This is a genomic window from Kluyvera ascorbata ATCC 33433, assembly GCF_000735365.1.
Taxonomy (GTDB): Bacteria; Pseudomonadota; Gammaproteobacteria; order Enterobacterales; family Enterobacteriaceae; genus Kluyvera; species Kluyvera ascorbata.
The window spans coordinates 1-15,582 of sequence record NZ_JMPL01000032.1; the positions used below are offsets into that span (position 1 = coordinate 1).

General features: G+C 50.5%; 19 protein-coding genes. 5 read left to right on the plus strand and 14 right to left on the minus strand.

The window, feature by feature from the left end; genetic code table 11:
- The 5 genes from tkt to GKAS_RS10075 form a co-directional block, all read right to left on the minus strand.
- The coding region (gene tkt / locus GKAS_RS10055) for a transketolase (RefSeq protein WP_035894003.1) at positions 1-1,742 on the minus strand (1,742 nt) is incomplete at its 3' end.
- Positions 1,743-1,877: 135 nt separating this feature from the next.
- On the minus strand, positions 1,878-2,555 hold the full coding sequence (gene alsE / locus GKAS_RS10060) for a D-allulose 6-phosphate 3-epimerase (RefSeq protein ID WP_035894005.1): 678 nt from the start codon (positions 2,553-2,555) through the stop codon (positions 1,878-1,880).
- A gap of 21 nt (positions 2,556-2,576) precedes the next feature.
- Complete coding sequence (gene ulaA / locus GKAS_RS10065; RefSeq protein ID WP_035894007.1) at positions 2,577-3,839, minus strand: PTS ascorbate transporter subunit IIC; 1,263 nt, start codon at positions 3,837-3,839, stop codon at positions 2,577-2,579.
- A 31-nt stretch (positions 3,840-3,870) separates the two neighbouring features.
- On the minus strand, positions 3,871-4,137 hold the full coding sequence (locus GKAS_RS10070) for a PTS sugar transporter subunit IIB (RefSeq protein WP_035894009.1): 267 nt from the start codon (positions 4,135-4,137) through the stop codon (positions 3,871-3,873).
- Between the two features lie 10 nt (positions 4,138-4,147).
- On the minus strand, positions 4,148-4,588 hold the full coding sequence (locus tag GKAS_RS10075; protein WP_035894011.1) for a PTS sugar transporter subunit IIA: 441 nt from the start codon (positions 4,586-4,588) through the stop codon (positions 4,148-4,150).
- Between the two features lie 222 nt (positions 4,589-4,810).
- On the opposite strand from GKAS_RS10075, the gene GKAS_RS10080 reads away from it, so the two are divergent.
- The 3 genes from GKAS_RS10080 to GKAS_RS10090 all read left to right on the plus strand — a co-directional run bounded on the left by GKAS_RS10080 (position 4,811) and on the right by GKAS_RS10090 (position 7,518).
- Positions 4,811-5,860, plus strand: a complete 1,050-nt coding sequence (locus tag GKAS_RS10080) for a LacI family DNA-binding transcriptional regulator (protein WP_035894013.1) — start codon at positions 4,811-4,813, stop codon at positions 5,858-5,860.
- Positions 5,861-6,097: 237 nt separating this feature from the next.
- Positions 6,098-6,811, plus strand: a complete 714-nt coding sequence (bdcA, locus tag GKAS_RS10085; RefSeq protein ID WP_035894016.1) for an SDR family oxidoreductase — start codon at positions 6,098-6,100, stop codon at positions 6,809-6,811.
- Positions 6,812-6,951: 140 nt separating this feature from the next.
- Positions 6,952-7,518, plus strand: a complete 567-nt coding sequence (locus GKAS_RS10090; protein ID WP_035894018.1) for a DJ-1/PfpI family protein — start codon at positions 6,952-6,954, stop codon at positions 7,516-7,518.
- Between the two features lie 84 nt (positions 7,519-7,602).
- On the opposite strand, the gene GKAS_RS10095 is transcribed toward GKAS_RS10090, so the two are convergent.
- The 7 genes from GKAS_RS10095 to ycgZ all read right to left on the minus strand — a co-directional run bounded on the left by GKAS_RS10095 (position 7,603) and on the right by ycgZ (position 12,115).
- Positions 7,603-8,472, minus strand: a complete 870-nt coding sequence (locus GKAS_RS10095; RefSeq protein WP_035894020.1) for an aldo/keto reductase — start codon at positions 8,470-8,472, stop codon at positions 7,603-7,605.
- Positions 8,473-8,758: 286 nt separating this feature from the next.
- Positions 8,759-10,246 carry an alpha-amylase gene (amyA, locus tag GKAS_RS10100; RefSeq protein ID WP_035894022.1) on the minus strand — a complete coding sequence of 496 codons (1,488 nt, stop codon included), beginning with the start codon at positions 10,244-10,246 and terminating at the stop codon, positions 8,759-8,761.
- 152 nt (positions 10,247-10,398) lie between these two features.
- Positions 10,399-10,932 (minus strand): LuxR C-terminal-related transcriptional regulator, encoded by a 534-nt coding sequence (locus GKAS_RS10105; RefSeq protein ID WP_035894023.1) that lies wholly within the window; start codon positions 10,930-10,932, stop codon positions 10,399-10,401.
- Positions 10,933-11,010: 78 nt separating this feature from the next.
- Positions 11,011-11,178 carry a hypothetical protein gene (locus GKAS_RS24825; RefSeq protein WP_156105149.1) on the minus strand — a complete coding sequence of 56 codons (168 nt, stop codon included), beginning with the start codon at positions 11,176-11,178 and terminating at the stop codon, positions 11,011-11,013.
- A 55-nt stretch (positions 11,179-11,233) separates the two neighbouring features.
- Positions 11,234-11,497, minus strand: coding sequence for a biofilm development regulator YmgB/AriR family protein (locus GKAS_RS10110; protein WP_035894024.1), 264 nt, complete (start codon positions 11,495-11,497; stop codon positions 11,234-11,236).
- Between the two features lie 23 nt (positions 11,498-11,520).
- Complete coding sequence (locus GKAS_RS23450) at positions 11,521-11,823, minus strand: hypothetical protein (RefSeq protein ID WP_147281558.1); 303 nt, start codon at positions 11,821-11,823, stop codon at positions 11,521-11,523.
- A gap of 55 nt (positions 11,824-11,878) precedes the next feature.
- Positions 11,879-12,115 carry a regulatory protein YcgZ gene (gene ycgZ, locus GKAS_RS10120; protein ID WP_035894025.1) on the minus strand — a complete coding sequence of 79 codons (237 nt, stop codon included), beginning with the start codon at positions 12,113-12,115 and terminating at the stop codon, positions 11,879-11,881.
- A gap of 319 nt (positions 12,116-12,434) precedes the next feature.
- Between ycgZ and GKAS_RS10125 the strand changes: the two genes are divergently transcribed.
- Entirely contained in the window at positions 12,435-13,628 is a 1,194-nt protein-coding gene (locus tag GKAS_RS10125) for a diguanylate phosphodiesterase (protein WP_035894027.1), read from the plus strand.
- A gap of 175 nt (positions 13,629-13,803) precedes the next feature.
- Positions 13,804-14,535: a MerR family transcriptional regulator gene (locus GKAS_RS10130; RefSeq protein WP_035894029.1), complete on the plus strand. Its 732-nt coding sequence runs from the start codon at positions 13,804-13,806 to the stop codon at positions 14,533-14,535.
- 104 nt (positions 14,536-14,639) lie between these two features.
- On the opposite strand, the gene GKAS_RS10135 is transcribed toward GKAS_RS10130, so the two are convergent.
- Both GKAS_RS10135 and GKAS_RS10140 read right to left on the minus strand, forming a co-directional pair.
- Positions 14,640-14,936, minus strand: coding sequence for a DUF406 domain-containing protein (locus GKAS_RS10135; protein ID WP_035894032.1), 297 nt, complete (start codon positions 14,934-14,936; stop codon positions 14,640-14,642).
- A 337-nt stretch (positions 14,937-15,273) separates the two neighbouring features.
- Complete coding sequence (locus GKAS_RS10140; RefSeq protein ID WP_035894034.1) at positions 15,274-15,531, minus strand: bacteriocin immunity protein; 258 nt, start codon at positions 15,529-15,531, stop codon at positions 15,274-15,276.
- Positions 15,532-15,582: the final 51 nt, after the last annotated feature.

Consider the following 15,582-nt stretch of genomic DNA (forward strand, 5'->3'; position numbering starts at 1 on the left):
ACCACGCGCGCCTTCACGCCTTCAGCGGTCAGTTTTTCGTACGCGGCTACCGCCAGCTCAACTTCGGAACCGGTCGCAATCAGGATGATTTGCGGCTGACCATCGCTGTCTTTCAGCACGTAACCACCACGGGCCACGTTCGCCAGCTGCGCTTCGGTACGTTCCTGCTGCGCCAGGTTCTGACGGGAGAGGATCAGCGCGGTCGGGCCGTCGTGACGCTCTACGCCGTATTTCCACGCAATCGCGGATTCAACCTGGTCACATGGGCGCCAGGTGCTCATGTTCGGGGTCACGCGCAGGGACGCAATCTGCTCTACCGGCTGGTGAGTCGGGCCATCTTCGCCCAGACCGATGGAGTCGTGGGTGTAGACCATTACCTGACGTTTCTTCATCAGCGCGGCCATACGTACCGCGTTACGGGCATATTCCACGAACATCAGGAAGGTAGAGGTGTACGGCAGGAAACCACCGTGCAGCGAGATACCGTTGGCAATCGCGGTCATACCGAATTCACGCACGCCGTAATGGATGTAGTTACCCGCGGTGTCTTCGTTAATCGCTTTAGAGCCGGACCAGATGGTCAGGTTAGACGGTGCCAGGTCAGCGGAGCCGCCGAGGAATTCCGGCAGCAGAGGGCCAAAGGCTTCGATGGCATTCTGGGACGCTTTACGGCTGGCGATTTTCGCCGGGTTAGCCTGCAGCTTCGCGATGAATTCGTTCGCTTTCGCGTCGAAATCAGACGGCATGTCACCTTTCATACGACGGGTGAACTCTGCTGCTTCCTGTGGGAAGGCTTTCGCGTAAGCGGCAAACTTGTCGTTCCAGGCGGCTTCTTTCGCCTGGCCTGCAGCTTTCGCATCCCACTGCGCGTAGATGTCAGCCGGGATTTCAAACGGACCGTATTTCCAGCCCAGTTTTTCGCGGGTCAGCGCCACTTCGGCTTCGCCCAGCGGTGCGCCGTGGGAGTCGTGAGTACCCGCTTTGTTTGGTGAACCGAAACCGATAACGGTTTTGCACATCAGCAGGGATGGCTTGTCGGTGACTTTACGCGCTTCTTCTACTGCGCGTTTAATCGCTTCTGGATCGTGGCCATCGATGCCGCGGATCACGTGCCAGTGGTAGGCTTCGAAACGCTTAGCGGTGTCATCGGTGAACCAGCCTTCAACGTGGCCGTCGATGGAGATGCCGTTGTCATCGTAGAACGCAATCAGTTTGCCCAGTTTCAGGGTACCGGCCAGGGAGCACACTTCGTGAGAAATGCCTTCCATCATGCAGCCGTCGCCCATGAACGCATAGGTGAAGTGGTCAACGATGTCGTGACCAGGACGGTTGAACTGCGCCGCCAGCGTTTTTTCTGCGATAGCCATACCGACAGCGTTCGCGATGCCCTGACCCAGTGGGCCAGTGGTGGTTTCAACACCTGCGGTGTAACCCACTTCCGGGTGACCTGGGGTTTTGGAGTGCAGCTGACGGAAGTTCTTCAGTTCTTCCATCGGCAGGTCGTAGCCGGTGAGGTGCAGCAGGCTGTAAATCAGCATGGAGCCGTGACCGTTAGACAGCACAAAGCGGTCACGGTCAGCCCAGGACGGGTTCTGCGGGTTATGGTTCAGAAAATCACGCCACAGGACTTCGGCAATGTCAGCCATACCCATAGGGGCACCCGGGTGACCGGAATTCGATTTTTGTACGCCATCAACAGAAAGCATGCGCAAAGCATTCGCAAGCGTGCGACGAGTTATCATGAGGGGAACTCCAGAGAGAAAGAGGTTACAGCGCCCTCAACCGTAATAATCAGGCGGGTGCGCAAAGAGACGGGACCGGTTAAATAGACTCTTTGCGCATCGCTAATGCTCAATACGGCTGAGCGCGCTGCAATTTTAGGCAGCGACTTCGCGCTGGTAGATATCCATCATTTTATCCCAGGCATCGCTGACGTTTTCCGCGAGCGAGAACAGGCCTGAAGTGCCGACGATGAACACATCGACCCCGGACTGGGAAATGACGTTGAAGGTTTTTTCGTTGCAGGAGCCGTCAATCTCGGTCAGGTAGTGGTACCCATTCGCTTCACGCATCGCAATCAGCTGTTTGATTTTGTTGAGCGATTCCGGGATAAACTTCTGCCCCGCGTAGCCTGGGTCAACCGACATCACCGTCACTTTATCCAGCAGATGCGCGTACTCTTTGATGGCGTCCGCCGGGGTTGCCGGGTTCAGCACCACGCCGCAGCGACGACCGGCATCTTTAATCTGGTTTAGCAGACGGAAGATTTTGTTATTCGCTGTCTCCGGGTGGAAACTAATGATGTCGGCACCGGCATCAATACACATCGGAATAATGTCTTCCGGATGGTTAACCATCAGATGCACGTCAATCGGCACGTCGGTTATCTTTTTCAGGTTTTCGATAAAGAACGGCGACAGCGTAATATTCTTCACGTAGCTACCGTCCATAATATCGACGTGGTAGAAGTCTGCCCGGCCGTTCATGGCCGTGATTTGCTCCCTGAACTGTGTTAAATCCATACACATCAACGAAGGCGAAAATTTAGCCGCCATACCTCACCTCACAAGAATCAATTAGTTAAAGAGCGCCACGACGTGCCCAAGAATAATGCCCACCACGCCGAAGTCCGCATCGCCAAAGGTGGTGGATGCAAAGCCCAAATCACCCATCAGCGGCAGTAAAATGGCCGGTAAGAACGAAATCAACAGACCCTGAGCGAAGGCCCCGATAATTGCCCCGCGTCGACCGCCGCAGATGTTGCCGTAAACGCCCGCCGTTGCGCCGCAGAAGAAGTGCGGTACCAGACCTGGAACGATGACGCTTAAGCCAAACAGTGGGCACAGGAACATGCTCACCAGACCTGCGGCAAAGCTCGACAGGAAGCCGACAATCACGGCGTTTGGTGCGAACGGGAAGACCGTTGGACAGTCCAGCGCCGGTTTAGCGTCTTTCACCAGTTTGTCAGCGATACCTTTAAAGGCAGGGACGATTTCGGCAATAATCATGCGTACGCCCGCCAGGATAATCCACACGCCGGCAGCAAAGGTCAGCGACTGAATAATGGCGAAGATAATGAAGTTCTGGCCGCCGCTAACGCTGGTTTCAACGAACGTTTTACCGGCCACCAGCACCAGAATCACGAACAGAATCATCATCGTCAGTGAGATAGCAACCGACGAGTCACGCAGGAAGTTCAGCGACTTCGGAACCTTCAGCTCTTCAATCGACGGGCTGCCCTTACCAACAACCTTCCCCACCCACGCTGACAGCAGATAGCCGGTTGAGCCAAAATGGCCCAGCGCGAGGTCATCGGTGCCGGTGATTTTACGGGTGAACGGCTGCAGAATGGCCGGAGAGACCACCATCATGATGCCGAGGATCACCGCGCCAACCAGCACGACCCAGAACGGCGACAAGCCGCCGACGGAGAGAATAACGGCCAGCATCGCCGACATATAAAGCGTGTGGTGCCCGGTCAGGAAGATGTACTTCAGCGGCGTAATACGGGCGAGAACGATGTTAAACAGCATCCCCAGCACCATGATCATCGCCGTCGCAGTACCGTAGTTTTTCTGCGCCAACGCCGCCATGGCGTCAGTATTTGGCACCACGCCCTGAATATGGAACGAATACTCAAACAGCTGGCTAAAGGTGGTTAAAGTAGTAGCGATAATCGCCGCACCGGATGTTAATATCACAAAACCCATAATTGTTTTGAGGGTTCCGGAAATAACATCGGAAAATGCTTTCTTCTGCAAGAATAAGCCAATCAGGGAAAACAGACCTACCAGAATTGCTGGCGTACCCAACACATCATGAATAATAAACTGCAGCATAGAATAGCTCCGTAGGGCCGCAAATAATTAATCAGATATTCTCAGAGAGAATTTCTTTAATTTTATTATTGTCCAGCAGATTAGACAGTCCAAAAACCTTTGCGGAATGGCTGGACAGATGTTCAGCAATATCTTTCGCGCTAAGGATAATGTCGGCAGTTTCGCTTTTCGCCGACGTGAGGTCAGTATGAGAAACCTCTGCGTCTTTATTCAACTCTTTGAGGATTTTTTTAACGTTCATTTCAACAATGAAGCTGCTGCCTAAACCATTACCGCAAACAATCAGAACCTTTTTCATCTTAACCTCACTATCCGTTGATAACGCTTTGAATTGCTTCCATTGATGACGCTTCCAGCAGCGCTGCTAGCCGTTCATCATCACTAAAAATTTCTGCCAGTGCCGTGATCATATTGATGTGTTCTTCTCCTGAAAGCGCACACAGCATAATCACAACATAGATAGGATCATTCTCATCGGCATCAAAAGAGACACCTTGTTTAATATGTAAAAGCGACAAACCATTTTTAATCGCCCCCTGCTCTGGACGGGCGTGTGGCATTGCCAGACCGGGCGCTAAGACATAATAAGGGCCGAGCTCCTGATGGCTGTTAAAAATCGCGATAATATAATCTTCAGTGATCGCACCTTTCGCCAACAAAGGTTGTGCCGACAACGTAATAGCCTGTTTCCAGTCGTTTACCGAATCCACTATCTGGATATTTTCCGCAGGTAGCCAGGTCGTAATCATAAATACCCCGAGAGCGTTGAAAGTGGGCCTACTATAGTGGAATGCCTTCGCGGCTTACCGTGATCCACATCGCAAAGTTAGCGCTAACACGATAACAATGTTAAAATTCTTGTTAACGCTAACTTTATTACTCATACTTATCATTACTTTGCAGTTGGGCAATGCGCAAAACGCTAAACATCTATTACAATGGGTGCCCAGACAAGCTGAAGGAGGACATCAGTGCAGACGCTACAAACGGATGACGGTGCGAGAGAAAAACGCAGAAAAAACACCGGTAAGATTACCCTTGCCGAAGTGGCAAAACTGGTCGGTGTTAGCACGATGACCGTTTCGCGTGCGTTACGAATGCCTGAAAAAGTAAACCCAGAGCTGCGCACCCGCATTGAAGCCGCAGTGAGCGAATTAGGCTATGTGCCAAACTTGCAGGCGCGTAACCTCGCCTCTGCCGACTCCAGCCTGGTCATGGGCGTCGTACCCACCTTCTCTTCTCCCGGTTTTCTTGCCGTCTCCGAAACGCTGCAGACCGTACTGTCTACACAGGGCTTCAGCATGATGTTTATTGAGTCAGGACAGGGTGGCCAGAGCGAAGAAAAAGCGTTTGCGCAGATGCTCGCCTATAACCCGGCGGCGATTGTCCAGTTCAATATTGATAACATCAGTAGCTGTTCGCAGATGCTTATTAATACCGGCGTGCCGGTGGTTGAAATTGGCGCGATTAACCGCGATGCCAGTTGGGTTAGCATCGGCGTTGACTACGCCGCGGCCATTAAAAAGCTGGTAACTTCGCTTGCGAAAAGTGGCTATAAAAATATTGGCCTGCTCTGTACCGCGTCCAATAACATTATGTTCCGCCAGGTGCTGAGCGGCTGGAACAGCGCCATGCTCTCAATTAACCACTCCCCGCACCGCGTGGTGACGTCGCACCTGCCACCAGGCATTACGACAGGTTTAAACCTGCTGGGCGATATTCGTATCACCTGGCCGGAACTGGATGCGCTGATTTGTACGTCTGATGAAATTGCCTGTGGCTGCATTATGGCCTGCCACGGTGCGGGCGTAAAAGTACCCGATACGCTGGCCGTAGCAAGTCTGAGCGGCGGCACGCTGGCAGCCGTATGCTCACCTGCGCTCACTGCAGTTGAGTTCCCATGGAGTGAAACCGGGACGCTGGCCGGGCAGACGCTGCTCGATTTACTGGCGGGCAATCCGCCGGAAAAAACCATTGAGCTGCCTTCAACGTTACAGCTACGGGCCAGTACGAAGCGCTAGCGCTCCCCATCCCCAAGATAGGCCAGCGTATAAGATTGATACTCGCTGGCCTGGACTCTCCCCTCTACGTCGTCGGTTCACCGTTCTCACTGCGCAATCCCATCGTTTCTATCACGGCATCTGCACAGTAACGCGAAAGCCACCGCCGCCACCTCCGCGCAGAACTATACTCCTTGCTGGCAGGAGCATCTGCCCGGTAGATGTTCATCGTTTCGACACGAGCATGAGGGTGTATTGATGACGACATTTCACAACAAATCCGTACTGGTTCTTGGTGGGAGCCGCGGTATCGGCGCGGCCATTGTCCGACGATTTTGCGCCGATGGCGCATCGGTAGTGTTCAGCTACGCCGGCTCGCGAGAAGCAGCAGAACAGCTAGCAACAGAAACGGGCAGTACCGCAGTCCAGGCAGACAGCGCCGACCGTGATGCCGTCATCAAACTTGTTCACGACTGCGGGCCGCTGGATATTCTGGTGATTAACGCCGGGATCATTCTCTTCGGCGATGCGCTGGAACAGAACAGCGACGAGGTCGACCGTCTGTTTCGCATCAACATTCATGCGCCCTACCATGCTGCCGTGGAAGCCGCGCGTAGCATGCCCGAAGGGGGGCGCATCATCGTCATCGGTTCAGTAAACGGCGATCGCATGCCCCTTCCTGGCCTCGCCGCCTATGCCGTCAGTAAATCCGCTTTACAGGGACTGGCACGCGGCCTGGCGCGCGATTTCGGTCCGCTGGGGATAACCGTGAATGTCATCCAGCCGGGGCCGATTGATACAGATGCCAACCCGGAAGACGGCCCGCTGAAAGAGGTGATGCACAGCTTTATGGCAATTAAACGACACGGCCGACCGGAGGAGGTCGCCGCCATGGCCGCCTGGCTTGCGGGTCCGGAGGCCTCTTTTGTGACCGGCGCCATGCACACCATCGACGGCGGATTCGGCGCCTGAGTGAAAATGGGGCTGCTCTTTTCCGCAGCCCCCACTTCACCATTCATCACCATATCCGTGACGCAGCGCGCGGTTTGCGGGTCGCAAAGCCACTATAGACAGGCTATATCTTAGACATATTTACTCAACGAGGATGGGTTATGACAGGCAAAAAAATACTGATGCTGGTAGGTGATTACGCGGAAGATTATGAAACGATGGTGCCCTTTCAGGCGCTGCAGATGATTGGTCATCAGGTGGATGCGGTTTGCCCGGACAAACCGAAAGGTGACTACATCATGACGGCCATTCATGATTTTGACGGCGCTCAGACCTACAGCGAGAAACCCGGTCACCGTTTTGTGCTCAACGCCGATTTTGCCAGCGTGAACGAAGCAAATTATGATGCGCTGGTGATCCCCGGCGGACGCGCGCCAGAATATTTGCGCTTATATGAGTCGGTTATCAAGCTGGTACAGGCCTTTGATGCGGCGAACAAGCCCATTGCCGCCGTTTGCCACGGCCCGCAGCTGCTGGCAGCCGCTGGAGTTTTGAAGGGTCGAACCTGTAGCGCCTACCCGGCCTGTGCGCCTGAAGTACGGCTAAGCGGTGGAGAATTTGCACAAATCGGTATTGATGAGGCGTATGTCGATGGCAATCTGGTGACGGCGCCGGCGTGGCCTGCGCATCCGCAGTGGCTGGCGAAATTTGCCGAGCTATTGCGTTAACCTGCGCCTGATGGCGCTGCACCTATCGGTCCCCTCGCCCCTCCGGGGAGAGGGTTAGGGTGAGGGGTACCGTCGACGCCAGAATCAACCGTGAGTCTTAACGCTCAGGCAGCTGCGAACAAATTCAGGATTAAAATGCTTCACCGCTTCCCCCACGTAGCCTAAATCCAGCGCGCTGATTTGCGCCATGTCGTTATCGGTCAATGCAAAATCCCAGATGGCAAAATTCTCTTCAATGCGTGCTTGCTTCGTCGATTTCGGGATGACCGTAACGCCACGCTGCACGTTCCAGCGCAGGATGACCTGGGCGATGGTTTTATGATGAGCGTCGGCGATACCTTGCAGCATTTTATCTTCATACGGTTTATGCCGCCCACCACCCAACGGTGCCCAGGCCTCTGGCTGGACGTTATACCGCTTCATGGTCTCGAGCGCTTCAGGCTGCGCAAAGTAGGGATGCAGTTCAACCTGATTTACCATGGGTTTAATTCTGACGGTTTCACAGAAATTGGTTAATACGTGCGCGTAAAAATTCGACACGCCAATGGCTTTGAGCTTACCAGCATCATACGCATCTTCCAGCGCGCGCCAGGCGCTGAAATAGTCGCGCATCGCCTGATGCAATAAGTAGAGATCAAAATACTGTAACCCTGATTTTTTCAGCGACGCCTCAATACCCGCTTTGGCCGTATCGTAGCTAGCCATATCCTGCACCCACAGCTTGGAGGTGATAAACAGCTCCTCGCGGGAACACAACCCTTGCGCAATAGCTTCACGAACGGCATCACCCACGGCATCTTCGTTACCATAAACGGCAGCGGTATCAATGAGGCGATAGCCCGTGCGAATAGCGCTTAGCACTGACTGCTTACACTCTTCTTTATCGGTTACCTTAAAAACACCAAAACCGACCATCGGCATTTTGAGATTGTTACTGAGAACGGAGTATTCCACGGTATGGCCTCTATCATGGTAAAACCCAATACTAAGCTATAAAAATCACCTTGATTAGCGGCAATAACAGATTTGGCTTATGCAAAAAATTCATCAATGAAAGCGTGTTCCTTTTCAGGTACCTAAGTATGAGAGTGACAGTATCTAGTTATATATATCTCCTCCCCTGCAATATCTGTCACCCTAAATACCAGGAAGTATTTTTTACCGCCTCACTTTATATTCACCGTCTTAGTATTCCACGATATAGTTCATTTCGTGGAGTTTTAAAAATACAACGCGAGATTTACAGCACCTCCTCCATCACCCACACGCTGACGCTTCCACCATTGCAGGTAAAGATACCGGTGCCAGTCTCATCGGTCGTCACCGTCTCTTCACGGTTATTGAGGAAATCTTTCCAGTTTTTATTGCCGTAGTTTTCACCCAGCGCCATCGTTTTTTCCCCATCATCACCGTTGGACATCACCACGACGCAGCCCGGTGCATCTTGAGTGCCGCTGCGGCTAAACGCAATGCAGTTGGGGTGATCGAAAAATAGGGTCTGGACTCCATGCGCGAAACGCTGACGCGCATCAATCAGCTCATGTAACTGGTGAATGACCGGCATCTCGATAGGATACGAGTTGCCGTCACGACCGGTGTCTTCATAAGTGGCACCAAAAAGATCGGGATAAAACACCGACGGCACCCCATTCTCGCGTAACAGAATTAAGGCGTACGCCAGCGGCTTAAACCAGGATTCAACCGGGGCTTCCAGAGCCTGAAGCGGTTGAGTGTCGTGATTGGCCACCAGCGTAACGGCATGGAAAGGATCCGCTTCAACAAGGGTACCGGTGAAAATCTGGCTCAGATTGTAGTCTCTCCCTTGACGAGAGGCCTCGTGGAAGTGCATTTGCAGCGGCGCATCAAACAAAAGCGTCTGACCATCAACCTGGTTAATATAATGCTGCAGTTTATCGACGTCGTGTGACCAGTATTCCGCCACAATAAACAGCGGTTTTGGCGCGACCTCCTGCACATGCCCGATCCACTCTTTATAGAACCAGGCCGGAATGTGTTTTACCGCATCAAGACGAAAACCGTCACACTGCGTTTGCTCCAACATCCAACGAGCCCAGAACTTCAGTTCTTCGGTTACCGCGTGATTGCGAAAATCAGTGTTAGCGCCCATCAGGTAATCAAAGTTACCCATCTCGTCATCAACCTGATCGTTCCAGCCCTCACCGCTATAATCATTAACGATTTTAAAAACGCCGTTTTCATCTGGATTTTCGATGTGGTCAATACCGTTAAAGCATTTATGATCCCAGATGAATTGAGAATATTGCCCGGCGCGCGCGGGATAGGTGTACTTAGACCAGGCTTCGCATTCAATCACCTCTTCATCTATCTGCGTGCGGTCTTGCTCATTAACGCGCTGAACCTGGATACGTTCTTTCTCATCCGCCCCCATTTTGTGGTTCAGCACCACATCCATCAATACCGCAATATCGTGCTTTTTCAATGCGGAAACGGCGGAGAGTAACTGCGCTTTATCGCCATATTTGGTAGGCACAGAACCTTTTTGGTTAAACTCACCAAGGTCAAATAAATCGTAGCTGTCATAGCCTACTGAGTATCCGCCGGACGCCCCCTTATATGCCGGAGGCAGCCAAATCATATTGATACCTATCTCATTAAGGTGCGGGGCAAGACTTTCAGCTTCTCGCCACAGCTCACCGCCGTCAGGGTAATACCAATGAAAGCATTGTAATAACGTGGGGTTGACCATTGTCCTTTACTCCCAAAAAGCGTTAATGTATTAATGCATAACGGCAATAATTTATTGAGTATAACGAAGGAATCACATTTCGCACGATATCAATATTAGGAGATATCGTGAAAAATGTGATTAATTGGCAGTATGGTTAGCGTCACCGTTTGCTATGCTGAAACTACCCACGTTTTGAACACATCGCTTTTCAACGTTCTAAAGAAGTTGACCAGATTGGTGCATCCTAATTTAGTGATTAATTTTTGGCGGTTTTGATAGACGGTCTTGTAATGGATTTTATTTAAGAGCGCAATTTCTTGTACGCTTTTGCCGGCACTGAATTGATCCAGAAAAACCTTGTCCCTAGCAGTTAGCACTATTTTCTCAGGTCTTTTCCTGACCTTCTCTACATCCGAGGCAATGTCTTTAATGGATCGTTGCAAGGTAGAAAGATCGCAGCGCGCGTGAAGCCTAAACATTTTGAAATCACTGAGAAAATAATACATATCCCCCTGCGTCAGCAACACCAGACGGTGGGTGGATAAATCATAATTTTGTGCCTTAACATCATAATAGTTTTCGATGGTAAAAAAGACAAAGCGTTTACGTGCTGGCGCTGAGAACGACGTCTCAAGTAGGGTCTCAAGCCCACGCTGTAGGTAAATATCACTGATCCAGATATCTGCTGTTTTCACTCGCTTCATTTTAGGCTCCGGATATTTATTACATTACATTTTTTATTTTATGACGACATCATGCTGCGTCATTTTTATTAAAATTTGCTAGTAGAGATCGAAAAGTATGGTATTTCGCTCTTTCGCCATTTTTTTAATAATGACAGCCTTGATACCGTCAATGTCAGAGGAACCAAAATCAGCTATTGCGCTTCTTTCCACATTTCTGAAAAGCTCGCAGCTGAAAATGTATTTATCAGGAATAGCATTTTTCATTTGTGCTACCTGCTCTGTTGATAAAGCGACTCTCCGCTATTTTGCGAACAGGAGGTTAAAAGTCATCGGAGGTATGGCTCACTACAATTTCTAATGTCTTGCGAATAATATCCGCCTGAACGACCCCTTCGGCGCAATCGAGAGATTTAATAAGACAAATAATCAGGTTCTTATTAGTCAATGGCATACCGACAGCCAGCATCTCCTGAGCCACATCGCCTAAGAGTTTGGCTTCCTCAGCCATCGCCTCACCGGAGCGGGAGAAGAAGTTTTCGAGCGTTTTGTCAGACAGCGAGGCGATAATAGGTTGAGTCTGCATGATTCTTTTTCCTGAGAGGTAAATTAATGTAGTTTGTGTGTGTTGTGCAAAATATCGGCACGTCTCTTTTCGTCACCAGATTGCGATTTTCTGACTTCACTATCGTTTTCCCGCGTCACCTTAACGGCGTCTGAAGTGACCTTTTTTACCCTAACGGATAATTCGGCGATCAACTCCTGCAGGGCCTCCTGGCGTACAGGGTCAGGCGCCAAAGTTTGTATATTCCGTAACTGCTTGAGCAGCGTGCGTTCAGATATCGGGCTTTTCTGGACAAGGAGCGCCAGTATGGCCTGCCCGATAAGCTCATTACGCAACTGCGTTTTCATTAGCGTCTTCATAGCATAAGTGTCTTACTTTTATTTCCGGTCTTTCAGAAATGGCTTAGTCAAACAGCATTCCAATCAAACGGTTGCAGTGCGCTTCCTCTTCGGTATTTTGTGCTTTATCAAGACGTGAGAGCAGTTTTGTGCAAATCGCTTTACGATTCAGGCTGCGCCCATCATTTAAAATTTCAGCCACTATCTCACCAAGAATAAGGTGCTGTGTCGGTAACTCCGCCTTAGCAAAGTAGCGTGTAATCGCAGCGGCCGAATCTGCGCCTGGAAGTGATCTCTGCATTTTCTCTCCGGTTATTGGCAGGGGGTAATGCTTTGGTTAACTAAACTTAGCAAACTTATACAAAAAATGTGTACAGAATGATTACAAAATAATTAGCAAAAAGTGCTTTTCATTGTTAATCAATTAGTTAAATGAGTAGGTTTATTTTTAACTTACGCGTGATGCTGTACAAAAAGAGTGCCCCTCAAAAAAACCTGTACGACCCTGGATAAAATCACTCATCAAGGTTAATATTTTGTAAAAATAATGTTTATTGATAAGCATTTACAACGATGATCTGTTAGCCTCTCCCTTCCCCCACCTTGTCACTGGACAACCTATGCTCACCACACTTATCTACCGCAGTCGTTTATGCGATACCGTTCCTTTCAGGGACGTCGAAACGATGGTTGCTGCGGCCAACGTCAGGAATGAGCATGAAAGCATTACCGGAATTCTGCTGTTTAATGGTCTTCACTTCTTCCAACTCTTAGAAGGGCCAGAAAACACCGTCAAAACGATTTACCAACAGATCTGCAAAGACGTTCGACATTACAATGTCGTAGAGCTGATGTGTGACTATGCTCCGGCCCGCCGCTTTGGCAAAGCCGGTATGGAGCTTTTTGATTTACGTAAACACGGTCAGGATGATGTGTTACAGGCGGTACTGGACAAGGGGACAAGCCGGTATCAGTTAACCTACAGCGATCGCGCGCTGCAGTTTGTCAGAACGTTCGTGCTGACGGACGGAAAGGACGGCGTGTACGAAATCCCCCCCGCCGACAGCTGGGATTTTATCGCCGATGCCCAAGACGATAATGCCGCCCCCTCTGACGCGGCAGAAGAGATTTGCTTTCAACCACTGATCGACCCGCTGTCCAGAGAAATTGTCTCGCTAGAGGCGCGAACGCGCGGCCCTGCTCCGACGTCCTCCGCCCCAGATTCGTCTAGCGACGACATCTATCAAACTGATCTGATGGCCAAAAAAGCCGCTTTTGCCACAGGAGCCAAACTTCTGGCGGGTTCTGGCGTGCTTTCCGTGAGCCTGATGCCCATGACGCTGGTCAATGTACCTGGTGCAGTAGATTTCCTGCTCACTGAAATAGCCGCAAATGGCCTGGTTCCGGAACAGATTGAGGTTCAGTTCACTGAGAACGAAGTCATCTCACGCTTTGATGAATTCGCCGGCGCCGTCAAAGGGCTTAAAGCCTCAGGCATAAGCGTTGCTATCGATCATTTTGGCGCAGGTTTTGCTGGTTTACAGCTGCTGGCTCGTTTCCAGCCCGATCGCATAAAAATCAGTCAGGACCTGATTACAGAAGTCCACAAAAGCGGTCCACGTCAGGCCATTATCCATGCCATTATCAAATGCTGCTCCTCCCTCGAAATCCGGCTCTCCGCTGATGGCATCATGCTGGCAGAAGAGTGGATGTGGCTTGAGTCCGCAGGCATCGAGCACTTTCAGGGTGCGCTTTTCTCATCACCCGATTGCAATAGAATCCCAAGCATTGCTTGGCCGGAAAAAAAGGTATAATGCCGCGATTTAACGGCGCAACGTTCGCTTAATAAGGGAATAGATTCCGAAAGATGCCCTGAGAGTTTGATCCCTCTCCGGGTATTGAGTAAATATTTAACTCAGTACTGTATCTTAAAGAGACTTAATGGTCGCTTAACACCGCCTTCATCCGGACAGTGCTTATAGGGGAAATATGTCAAGTTATAGCATTGGCGAAGTTGCCGAGAGATGCGGGATAAATCCGGTCACACTGCGGGCGTGGCAAAGGCGTTATGGTCTTCTTAAGCCTCAGCGTACTGAGGGTGGGCACCGTCTTTTTGATGAAGAAGATATTCAGCGCATTGAAGAAATTAAAGCGTTGATTAAAGGCGGCACATCGGTCGGGAAAATTAAAGCGCTGCTGGAGGCGGAAAAGCCCGTTCCCGCTGACGACTGCAACGCCTTGCAAGAAAACCTGATGGCCGTACTCAGATTAGCCTCCCCGGCAAAGCTTCGGGCAAAGCTGGTGACGCTAAGGCGCGAGCACACGGTACCTGAACTGATTGATAACATTATCAATCCTGTCCGCCAGCGTCTCACGTTAGATAATCAGACGGGCAAAATGTTATCGGGCATGTTTGACGGCATTTTAACGGAGCTGGTAGCAGCATCGCTCAATGAATCTCGCCGAAAATCCGGTAAGGAAGCATTGATAATGGCATGGGACATCGAGGACAGAATCGGCCTCTGGCTTGAAGCGTGGCGTTTATCTTTGCAAGGATTACATCTTACGGTGATACCTGAATTTGTCTCGTCGCCGCGTCCAGAGCTGTTCCCGGGCCAAACGCTATACGTCTGGACCGGAAAAACGGCGTCCATCAGACAGACGGAACTGCTTCAGTATTGGTCCGAGCAGGGATATGTGGTCAACGTTCACAACGCATGATGGAAGGTACTTAGCCCCTCCCCCATGCGAGTAGGTTTCAGCAGCCTATACAGCCAAAACCTCCCACTGGACGTCGGCCATGTTCGTCAGTAACGAACCCATACTCAGAATGCCGATCTCAATGATAATTCAAAAATAATCATTTCCGCCTGGCAAGAGAACGTCACCGACGCATTGAGCTTCACGTCGTTATCAACGTGCGTGATGTGATAAACAACCTTTGCGTCTTCATCGGACGCCGCTGCAGCAGCCAGTTTCTTAATTTTCGCGACCGCCAGTTCAGCTTCATTTTCCGTCGGGAAAAATCGTTCGATCTCAGCGGTACAATTATCATTCTCAATGATGGTACCAATATCAATGGCACACCCTTTGGTACTGCATTTATCAACTACGTCTTTCATGATGATAACCTCTTATGTTTATTCTCAAGATAAGACTCTGCCGCTGGAAAGTCCAACCATTAATAGGGTTATAGATTACCATTTTTACGATTAAACACTGGATGTAGGCTGATGAAGCGGCGTTACTTCCGCCGTTTACTAAAGGAGTGATGCTTTCAACCGTTAACGACAAATAGCCGGACGGCATTCGCGCCAACAGCGTGACCATTAGTGAATGTTCCAGACGGAGCCTACCCCTTCGGCGTCGCTGAGCCGCGGTTCAGGCCCTCGGATAGATAGCGACAAAGCCATTGATAGGTGGATGTCCGAGAACCTATGAAAATTAACCGTGTTTGAGTTAACCGACCTTAAAACCAGGCTTACCATTAGCAGCTCGCCATTCTTTAACTGTTTTGGTAACACCTGCAGCTGAATTATCAGCCCCCGGTTCCGGGTGATAAATAAGATCCCAACCATCAGGATGCTCAGTTAACTGACTGAACGCATACACAGCCTCATCATGTTCAGACTCGGTAGGAAAGTCTACTTTCTTAATTTTATCAATAAAATGTAGGAACTCTTGCTCTGTATAATCTGCTAGTTTTTTTTTCGTCATCTTAATTACCTTCACGAACCTCTATATAACGTTTAGATGTCAATGCATTCA

Excerpts from the sequence above, each read along its gene's own strand:
- alsE (WP_035894005.1), bottom strand. The coding sequence starts at position 2,555 with ATGGCGGCTAAATTTTCGCCTTCGTTGATGTGTATGGATTTAACACAG.
- ulaA (WP_035894007.1), bottom strand. The coding sequence starts at position 3,839 with ATGCTGCAGTTTATTATTCATGATGTGTTGGGTACGCCAGCAATTCTG.
- GKAS_RS10070 (WP_035894009.1), bottom strand. The coding sequence starts at position 4,137 with ATGAAAAAGGTTCTGATTGTTTGCGGTAATGGTTTAGGCAGCAGCTTC.
- GKAS_RS10075 (WP_035894011.1), bottom strand. The coding sequence starts at position 4,588 with ATGATTACGACCTGGCTACCTGCGGAAAATATCCAGATAGTGGATTCG.
- bdcA (WP_035894016.1), top strand. The coding sequence starts at position 6,098 with ATGACGACATTTCACAACAAATCCGTACTGGTTCTTGGTGGGAGCCGC.
- GKAS_RS10090 (WP_035894018.1), top strand. The coding sequence starts at position 6,952 with ATGACAGGCAAAAAAATACTGATGCTGGTAGGTGATTACGCGGAAGAT.
- amyA (WP_035894022.1), bottom strand. The coding sequence starts at position 10,246 with ATGGTCAACCCCACGTTATTACAATGCTTTCATTGGTATTACCCTGAC.
- GKAS_RS10105 (WP_035894023.1), bottom strand. The coding sequence starts at position 10,932 with ATGAAGCGAGTGAAAACAGCAGATATCTGGATCAGTGATATTTACCTA.
- GKAS_RS24825 (WP_156105149.1), bottom strand. The coding sequence starts at position 11,178 with ATGAAAAATGCTATTCCTGATAAATACATTTTCAGCTGCGAGCTTTTC.
- GKAS_RS10110 (WP_035894024.1), bottom strand. The coding sequence starts at position 11,497 with ATGCAGACTCAACCTATTATCGCCTCGCTGTCTGACAAAACGCTCGAA.
- GKAS_RS23450 (WP_147281558.1), bottom strand. The coding sequence starts at position 11,823 with ATGAAAACGCAGTTGCGTAATGAGCTTATCGGGCAGGCCATACTGGCG.
- ycgZ (WP_035894025.1), bottom strand. The coding sequence starts at position 12,115 with ATGCAGAGATCACTTCCAGGCGCAGATTCGGCCGCTGCGATTACACGC.
- GKAS_RS10125 (WP_035894027.1), top strand. The coding sequence starts at position 12,435 with ATGCTCACCACACTTATCTACCGCAGTCGTTTATGCGATACCGTTCCT.
- GKAS_RS10130 (WP_035894029.1), top strand. The coding sequence starts at position 13,804 with ATGTCAAGTTATAGCATTGGCGAAGTTGCCGAGAGATGCGGGATAAAT.
- GKAS_RS10135 (WP_035894032.1), bottom strand. The coding sequence starts at position 14,936 with ATGAAAGACGTAGTTGATAAATGCAGTACCAAAGGGTGTGCCATTGAT.
- GKAS_RS10140 (WP_035894034.1), bottom strand. The coding sequence starts at position 15,531 with ATGACGAAAAAAAAACTAGCAGATTATACAGAGCAAGAGTTCCTACAT.